At 68.1% G+C, this 8,233-nt stretch carries 9 protein-coding genes and 1 pseudogene; 5 read left to right on the top strand and 5 right to left on the bottom strand.

All coding sequences use genetic code 11. From position 1 onward, the window contains the following. A partial coding sequence (locus tag GTW43_RS27325; RefSeq protein WP_161304630.1) for an AfsR/SARP family transcriptional regulator occupies positions 1-345 on the top strand: 345 nt, incomplete at its 5' end. A 118-nt stretch (positions 346-463) separates the two neighbouring features. Beyond that, positions 464-2,053 (top strand): acyl-CoA carboxylase subunit beta, encoded by a 1,590-nt coding sequence (locus tag GTW43_RS27320; RefSeq protein ID WP_161303787.1) that lies wholly within the window; start codon positions 464-466, stop codon positions 2,051-2,053. A 116-nt stretch (positions 2,054-2,169) separates the two neighbouring features. On the opposite strand, the gene GTW43_RS27315 is transcribed toward GTW43_RS27320, so the two are convergent. Beyond that, positions 2,170-2,430, bottom strand: coding sequence for a hypothetical protein (locus tag GTW43_RS27315; protein WP_343246092.1), 261 nt, complete (start codon positions 2,428-2,430; stop codon positions 2,170-2,172). Positions 2,431-2,639: 209 nt separating this feature from the next. Between GTW43_RS27315 and GTW43_RS27310 the strand changes: the two genes are divergently transcribed. Continuing rightward, positions 2,640-3,335 (top strand): DUF2993 domain-containing protein, encoded by a 696-nt coding sequence (locus tag GTW43_RS27310; RefSeq protein ID WP_161304629.1) that lies wholly within the window; start codon positions 2,640-2,642, stop codon positions 3,333-3,335. 186 nt (positions 3,336-3,521) lie between these two features. On the opposite strand, the pseudogene GTW43_RS27305 reads toward GTW43_RS27310, so the two are convergent. Further along, positions 3,522-4,114, bottom strand: a pseudogene (locus tag GTW43_RS27305) (integrase core domain-containing protein); the annotation flags it as partial. Positions 4,115-4,434: 320 nt separating this feature from the next. Between GTW43_RS27305 and GTW43_RS27300 the strand changes: the two are divergent. Continuing rightward, positions 4,435-5,301 (top strand): hypothetical protein, encoded by an 867-nt coding sequence (locus GTW43_RS27300; RefSeq protein ID WP_161304628.1) that lies wholly within the window; start codon positions 4,435-4,437, stop codon positions 5,299-5,301. A gap of 79 nt (positions 5,302-5,380) precedes the next feature. Here the strand turns inward: GTW43_RS27300 and GTW43_RS27295 are convergent, their stop codons facing one another. From GTW43_RS27295 to ychF, 3 genes are all read right to left on the bottom strand, one after another. Then, positions 5,381-5,794: a DNA-binding protein gene (locus tag GTW43_RS27295; RefSeq protein ID WP_161304627.1), complete on the bottom strand. Its 414-nt coding sequence runs from the start codon at positions 5,792-5,794 to the stop codon at positions 5,381-5,383. Further along, positions 5,776-6,060, bottom strand: a complete 285-nt coding sequence (locus tag GTW43_RS27290) for a hypothetical protein (protein WP_161304626.1) — start codon at positions 6,058-6,060, stop codon at positions 5,776-5,778. Before GTW43_RS27290 ends, GTW43_RS27295 begins: the two co-directional genes overlap by 19 nt. Before the next feature lie 238 nt (positions 6,061-6,298). Further along, positions 6,299-7,387: a redox-regulated ATPase YchF gene (gene ychF / locus GTW43_RS27285; RefSeq protein WP_161304625.1), complete on the bottom strand. Its 1,089-nt coding sequence runs from the start codon at positions 7,385-7,387 to the stop codon at positions 6,299-6,301. A 189-nt stretch (positions 7,388-7,576) separates the two neighbouring features. On the opposite strand from ychF, the gene GTW43_RS27280 reads away from it, so the two are divergent. Then, on the top strand, positions 7,577-8,233 hold a 657-nt coding region (locus tag GTW43_RS27280), incomplete at its 3' end, for a DUF6542 domain-containing protein (RefSeq protein WP_343246132.1).

Raw genomic sequence — 8,233 nt, 5'->3', positions numbered from 1 at the left:
TGCGCCGTGCTCGAGCTGGAGGTCCTGCGGCTCAACGAGGAGCGCACCACGGTCCTCGAGCGCCGGATCGAGTCGGACCTGCGGCTCGGCCGGCACGCCGAGGTGGTGCCCGAGCTGCGGGTCCTCGCCGCCCGGCACCCCCTGCACGAGGGGTTCTGCGCCCAGCTGATGCGGGCCCTGCACCGCACCGGCGGCAGCTGGCGCGCCCTGGAGGCGTACCAGAAGCTGCGCAGTTCGCTGGTCCGCGAGCTCGGTCTCGAACCGTCCGCGGTGCTCCAGGAGTTGCAGCAGGCGGTCCTCGCCGGCGACCCGGACCACGCGCTGCACCCCGCGTCCGCGGACTGACGGCCGGACGCGCGCGAGCACCGCGCGAGCGCCGCGCGAGCACCGCTCAAGGGGGTGCGCCGCGGCCGTTCGAGGCGGCGTGCCGGGGGTCTCGAGCCGGGGTCCCTACGGTGCCGCAATGACGACCTTCGACGAACTGCTCGCTGTCGCGCCGCCGCCCGATCTGCGCCGCTCCACCGACGAGTTGAAACGGCTCAAGAAGGAACTCGGCCGCGGCCCCGATCCCGAGGCCACCCGGCGCCAGCACGCCAAGGGCAAGCTCACCGCACCCGAACGGCTCGAACTCCTCTTCGACGACGGGACGTTCACCGAGATAGAGCCGCTGCGCCGGCACCGGGCGACCGGTTTCGGACTCCAGGACCGCAAGCCGCACGGCGACGGCGTCGTCATCGGCTGGGGTCTCGTGCACGGCCGCACCGTCTTCGCCTACGCGCACGACTTCCGGGTCTTCGGAGGGGCCCTGGGCGAGGCGCACGCCGAGAAGATCCACAAGGTCATGGACCTCGCCGAGGCGGCGGGCGCCCCCGTGGTCGGCCTCAGCGACGGCGCGGGCGCCCGCATCCAGGAGGGCGTCACCGCGCTCGCCGGATACGGCGGCATCTTCCGCCGCAACACCCGTTCCTCCGGGGTGATCCCGCAGATCAGCGTGGTGCTCGGCCCGTGCGCCGGGGGCGCGGCCTACTCGCCCGCGCTCACCGACTTCGTGTTCATGGTGCGCGGCACGTCCCAGATGTTCATCACCGGTCCCGACGTGGTCCAGGCGGTGACCGGCGAACAGATCACGCAGGACGGTCTGGGCGGGGCGGACGTGCACGCCTCCCTGTCGGGGGTCTCCGGGTTCGTGCACGACGACGAGGCCGACTGCCTCGCCGACGTCCGCTACCTGCTGTCCCTGCTCCCGCAGAACAACCGCGAGATGCCGCCGGTGGCCCCGAGCGACGACCCCGCGGAGCGCCGTACGGACGCGCTGGCGGCGCTCGTGCCGGCCGACCCCCAGCAGGCGTACGACATGCGCGCGGTGATCGAGGAGATCGTCGACGACGGCGAGCACTTCGAGGTGCACGCGGGCTGGGCGCAGAACGTGGTGTGCACCTTCGCGCGGCTCGACGGCCATGTCGTGGGCATCGTCGCGAACCAGCCCGCCGCCCTCGCCGGGGTCCTGGACATCCACGGCTCCGAGAAGGCCGCGCGGTTCGTGCAGACCTGCGACGCCTTCAACATCCCGCTCGTCACCCTGGTCGACGTACCGGGCTTCCTGCCGGGCGTCGACCAGGAACACAGCGGCATCATCCGGCACGGCGCGAAGCTCCTGTACGCGTACTGCAACGCGACCGTGCCGCGGATCTCCCTGGTGGTCCGCAAGGCCTACGGCGGCGCGTACATCGTGATGGACTCCCGCTCGATCGGCGCGGACCTGTCCTTCGCCTGGCCGACGAACGAGATCGCGGTGATGGGCGCCGAGGGCGCGGCCAACGTGGTGTTCCGCCGGCAGATCGCCGCCTCCGACGACCCCGACGCCACCCGGGCGCGGCTGATCAAGGAGTACAAGGCCGAGCTGATGCACCCGTACTACGCCGCCGAGCGCGGTCTGGTCGACGACGTGATCGACCCGGGCGAGACCCGGGCCGTGCTGATCCGCTCGCTCGCCATGCTGCGGGCCAAGAAGGCGGACCTCCCGGAGCGCAAGCACGGCAACCCTCCCATGTGAGCCACCGGGCGGGTCCCGCGGACGGGACCGGGCGGCGGCACGCCCCCGGCCCCTTCCACGCACACTCCCCGCCACAACACCTGATGTCACAACGCCTGGCGCCGCATCACTTGATGTCACAACTCCTGGACGTAGCGCTTGGCGAGGCGCAGGGACACCCCCGGGTGCCGGTCCCGGACGGCCTTGATCGCGGCGACCTCCCCGCGGTCGCGGCGGACGGAGCGCACCCGCCCCTCGTCGACCGCCCGCCGGAACCCCTCGTACGTCCCGTACGTGTGCCGGAACTCCGCCTTCCGTCTGCGCGTCGCCCGTTCCGACGCGGCGAGCACCGCGCAGGTGACCACCAGGCCGAGCGTCACTTCCATACCGCCGATCACGCCGTCTCCCCCGTTCCCGCACCGCCCGGACAGGCGGGCATCGACGATCAATCTAGTGGCCGGGGGTGACGAACCGGGCGGGTTCGGACCCGGCGGGCGGGTCGCTCCAGCGCGGCGCGAGGCCGGCGTCGAACAGTCGTGATCAAGCCGTAGCCGGAAGTATGGCCTCCGTCACAGCCCACTGGTCTAGTCCTTGCTGAAGTGTCCGGATGCGCACACTGCGAAGACTCGCGATCGTGGCCGTCGTTCTCGCGGCCCTCCTGGTGGGGGCCGACCGGCTCGCCGTCCACATCCTGGAGGGCAAGGCCGCGGACCGGCTGGCCGCCTCGATCGGCCTGTCCGCGACACCGGACGTGTCCATCAAGGGCTTCCCCTTCCTCACCCAGATCGCCACGGGTGACCTGGACGAGATCGACGCGTCGATCGACAGCTACGAGTCGACCGTGCCCGGCGGCAGCACCGCCCGCATCGAGGGCCTCGAACTCCAGCTGAAGAACGTGGAGTTCTCGAACAGCTACACCTCCGCGACCGCCCGCACCGCGACCGGCACCGCGCTGATCCCCTACGACCAGCTGCTCCGCGCGGCCGCATCGGACCCCGACTCCGGCGCGAAGGTCACCCGCCTCTCCGACGGCGGCAACGGCCGCATCAAGGTCGAGGTCGAGGCCGACGGACAGCGCTCCTCGGTGCTCAGCACCGTCAAGGTCGCCGACGACACCATCCGCGTCCGCGCGGAGAAGCTCCCCGACACCGGCGGCATCCCCGAGGACCGCGTCCGCGAGATCACCGACTTCCAGCAGACCATCACCCGCCTCCCCGGCGGCGTCTCCCTCCAGAACGCCACCCCGACCCCCGAGGGCCTCCGCCTCACGGTGGGCGGCACGAACGTCCCGATCACGGGCTGACCCCGACCCGGCGCACCCACGGGTCAGCCGACGAAAAGGCCGTCCGCCTCCGCCACAGGGCGGGAACGGACGGCCTTGCGCCGAATGCGGCTCAGACGTTGAAGCGGAATCCGTAGTGCGGAGCTCCCATCTGCGGAAACGCCGGTTCGGCACGGGTCATCCCAGCACCAAGCCTGCGCGACAGCCCTAGGTGTACTCGGTCAGGACATTGGTTGACAGTCGGCTGATCGGGGGCTCGCCGCCGAGCGCGGTGTGTCGGCAGCCAGTGTTGTAGAAGTCGAGCCAGGGCGCGAGCGCTCGGGTGCGTTGGGCGTTGCTGGTGAAGACCTGCCGGTAGGCCCATTCGGTCTGAAAGGTGCGGTTGAAGCGTTCGACCTTCCCGTTGGTCCAGGGGCAGTGGGGGCGGGTGAATTTCTGCCGTGCGCCGAGTGCTTGGCAGGCAGCCTGGAAGTCGTGTGAGAGCCAGTAGCTCTTGGCGTTGTCGGTCATGACCCGCTCGATGCGGGTCATGCCCTGGGCACGGAAGAACTCGACTGCGCGAGTGAGGAAGCCCGCGCATGTGATGCCTTTCTCGTCGGGGACGATCTCGGCGTAGGCGACTCGAGAGTGGTCGTCGACGGCCGCGTGGACGTAGTCCTAGCCCAGGCCCCGGAGCGAGCCGGCCCGCTCACCTCGGCCGTGAGCGCGATGGCCGCCGCCGGCGGGGATCTTGCCGAGCTTTTGACGTCCACGTGGATCATGTCGCCGGGCCGGGCGTGTTCGTAGCGTCGGCCGGATGAGGGAGTTCGGTTTCGATGGGCTCGCAGGCTCGCTCGCCAAGACAATGACTGCCACTGGCGAGGCTCTACGCCGCGCAGCGTCACGCACGCGTCCAATAGGGCTGTCCGCACCCCAGCCCCCAGACCACGATTCACTAAATTTGTCCACAAGTCGACACATTTAACCTCGACAGCAAAACTAAAGATCGAATGAAGGATTGAAGTGAGCAATCAGAGTCATCGGCGAAAGAGAATCGAAACTTCACGTGAGCGTACTCTTGGAGTCTGTGATGCTCCTTGCGACCCCACTCGCACCTGCATCAAGGAGTCACAGACCAGAAATGATCGACCTCCCCTCCCTGCCGACGGATCCTAAGTATGTGGTGATCACTCCAGAGATGGCCGACCTCTGGCTGACGCATTGCAACCCGTCGAGTAATCGAGTCCTTTCCGATACCTTTTACGAGCGTTACGCGAAAGCAATGGCAAGTGGTGCCTGGAAGACCACACACCAAGGGATCGCCTTCGACAAAAAGGGTATGCTGCTCGATGGCCAGCACAGGCTAATGGGGATCAAGATTTCCGGGGTTTCGATCGAAATGCTCGTGATCCCGAATTGCAACGCTGAAACATTCGACGTACTCGATGCCGGGAATCGCCGGCAAGCCGCTCAGCTACTCAAGGTCCCCCACCGCGTGATTGTGGCGGCAGCCGCCCGCATCATCGGGCAGATGTACAAAATGTGGGACCCAGTAACCCTTTTCGACGGCTTCTACGATACGCGCGCCTCCACGTCAGATATTTTGAAGACCGTGGCAGCCTGGCCGGAATTAGTAAGCATGGCACCAATCGCCTCGGCCGCTTATCGAGCTGCTGGCGTCAACCAGCCAACGCATTTGGTAGTACTCGCCCAGGCCGCGCGCACCGAGCACGCGGAAAGAATTGAAGACTGGGCGAGCGGTCTCATTTCTGGAGCGAATATGGATCAAAAGGATCCTCGCCTCGTGCTCCGGAATCGATTTTTTCGTGAGCGCGTTCTGCTTGGTTCAAGCGCAGGGCGTCGAACGTCCTACAACTTGATTGCAAAATCCTGGAACAGTTGGGCTCAGGGTAAACTGGTAGGCACTCTGAAAGCCCTTGAGGGCGAGGGGATTATCCCTGTCGTAGGCACCGAAAAGTTTCGCCCCCAAGAACGGCTAACGCAATGAGGTACATCACCCATGGCAGTTGTGCCTGTCAGGGCAGGTGTGCGTGGGCCCAGGCGATCATGCAGTTGACAAAGGGAGATCACACCGCCACGAGCCGCACCCGATCGCCGCAGAACTTGACCATGTCATCGATATCGGAAGTCAACATCACCACCGGGCGGCGCTGCCGCAGCGCGGCCTCGGCAACCGCCGCATCAATCGCGTACTTATGCCCGTGCAGACCAGCATCCATCAGCAACTTCGAAGCCGCCCTCGCCTCCTCGTCGCCCACCGGGACCACACGCAGCCCGGAGAGCACCCAGTTCAGGCGTGACTTGTTCGTACGGGCGTGGACGGCCTCGATGATGGTGAGCGAGCTGATCACGACCTCCATGCCGCGCGAGCGCGCCTCGGCAACCAGTGCCACCACCTGCTCGTCGTCGGTGAGCATCTTCGAGAGCCCCTCACTGTCGAGGACCAGCGTCCCCTCGTGACTCAACTTGCGGCGGGCCACTCGCCCTCCTCGGCGAACACCTCGTCGAAGACCTGCCGCGCCCGCTGACGTGCCTGCTCGGAGACCGGCCCCTTGCGGCTCTCGTAGTCCGCCAGATACTCGTCGAGGACCTGCCCTCGCAGCTCACGCTCGACCGCCTCGGCGATGAACGCAGAGAACTCCCGCTTGCCCACCCGCGCCCGGATCGCCTCCGCGGTCCCCTCCGGCAGCGAAAGACTCACCCGCGTCGCCGGCCCTTCCCCGATGCCGTACGTCGTCTCACCCATACCCTGAGTGTGTCAAACGAGTAGGAAAAGCGCTACGTCCGGATCTGTACGAAGCCGCAGGCCCCCCCGCCTGCTCCCTCACGTTGGGCAGCACAACGCCGGAGACCCGGCACGGTCGCCTCCATCCCGTCCCAGCGCCATCCCAGCACGGGAAAACGCAAAGGGCCCGACCCCGAAGAGTCGGACCCCTTTCGACCTGCACGTTTGCAATATGAGCGACGTGGCAGTACGTCACCCGCTACACGTTGAAGCGGAACTCCACCACGTCCCCGTCCTGCATCACATAGTCCTTGCCCTCCATGCGCGCCTTGCCCGCGGAGCGGGCCTCGGCGACGGAGCCCGTCTCGACCAGGTCGTCGAAGGAGATGACCTCGGCCTTGATGAAGCCCTTCTGGAAGTCCGTGTGGATGACGCCGGCCGCCTCGGGGGCCGTGGCGCCCTTCTTGATGGTCCAGGCGCGGGACTCCTTGGGGCCGGCCGTGAGGTAGGTCTGCAGGCCCAGGGTGTCGAAGCCGACGCGGGCCAGGGTCGCGAGGCCCGGCTCCTCGGCGCCGACGGACTGGAGGAGCTCCATCGCGTCCTCCTCGTCGAGCTCGGCGAGGTCCGCCTCGAGCTTGGCGTTGAGGAAGATCGCCTCGGCCGGGGCGACCAGGGCGCTCTGCTCGGCCTTGAAGGCGTCGTCGGTCAGCTCGTCCTCGTCGACGTTGAAGACGTAGAGGAAGGGCTTGGTGGTGAGGAGGTGCAGGTCGTGGAGGAGCTCCTCGTTGCCCGAGCCCTGGACGATGCCCTGCGAGAAGAGCGTGTCGCCGCGCTCCAGGATCTCCTTGGCCTCCTCGACGGCCTTGACCTTCGGGGCGATGTCCTTCTTGATGCGCGACTCCTTCTGGAGGCGCGGGAGGACCTTCTCGATGGTCTGGAGGTCGGCGAGGATCAGCTCGGTGTTGATCGTCTCGATGTCGTCCTTGGGCGAGACCTTGCCGTCGACGTGCACGACGTTCTCGTCCTTGAAGGCGCGGATGACCTGGCAGATCGCGTCGGACTCGCGGATGTTCGCCAGGAACTTGTTGCCCAGGCCCTCACCCTCGGAGGCGCCGCGCACGATGCCGGCGATGTCGACGAAGTCGACGGTCGCCGGGAGGATCTTCTGGGAGGAGAAGATCTCCGCCAGCTTGGTGAGGCGGGTGTCGGGGACACCGACGACGCCGACGTTGGGCTCGATGGTGGCGAACGGGTAGTTGGCCGCGAGCACGTCGTTCTTGGTCAGGGCGTTGAACAGGGTCGACTTGCCGACATTCGGCAGACCGACGATTCCGATCGTGAGCGACACGTTGCGACTTCCCGTACGTGGTGGGCGCTGATGGCCTTGGACTGGTGATGGGGCTGGGCGATCCACCAGTCTACGGCCTGCCCGCCGGCACCCCGGCGCTGTGTCGAACAGGCGACCGTGGTGGTCAAGGTCGGCCAAAGCGCGTGTCCCTTGGCGTATTCCGCACATAAGCCGACCTATGTTGGGCCTGTGGAGCAACCCAGGACGCGTCCCCCGCAGGCACGGCCCCGCCGGACGACCCCGCTGCCGCCACAGGCACGGGCCGGCCGCGGCGGCGTGCGGTCCCCCGGCACCGGTACGGGCTCCCGCCCGGGTTCCGGCTCCGGCGCGGGCCCCGGTTCCGGCCCCGCAGAATCCGCCACCGTCTACCGGGCGGCGGGCCGCGGCCGGCCGGTCCCGCCGGTCGTGCAGGCGCTGCGCCGGTTCCCGAACCCACGGCTCACCGGGCTGGGCAGCGGTCTGTTCTGCGGCGGCACGATGCTGGTGCTCGGCATGCTCGACGCGCTGCTCTTCGGCAGCTCGACGGCCTTCTACGGCGTGATGTTCCTGCTGGTCAGCGGGTTGACCGCGGGCTGGGTGCGGCGCGCGGACCTGGTGGCGGGGCCGATCGCCGTGCCGATCGCGTTCGCGGTGGGGGCGGTGCCGATCGCGCAGGGCGGCGACGGCTTCGGCGCGCAGGTGATGGGCGTCGTCACGACGCTCGCGCTGAACGCCGGCTGGCTCTACGGCGGCACGCTCGTCGCCGGTCTGATCGTGCTCGTGCGCCGCGCGCGGCTGACGGCGCGGCGGGCGGAGCAGCAGCGCCGGGTGGCCGCGGCGGCGGCCCGGCGGACGGCCCAGCAGGCC

Source organism: Streptomyces sp. SID5785, assembly GCF_009870065.1.
Lineage (GTDB): Bacteria > Actinomycetota > Actinomycetes > Streptomycetales > Streptomycetaceae > Streptomyces.
The sequence above is the reverse complement of the archived record's forward strand: the minus strand, read 5'-3'. Positions and strand labels throughout refer to the sequence as shown.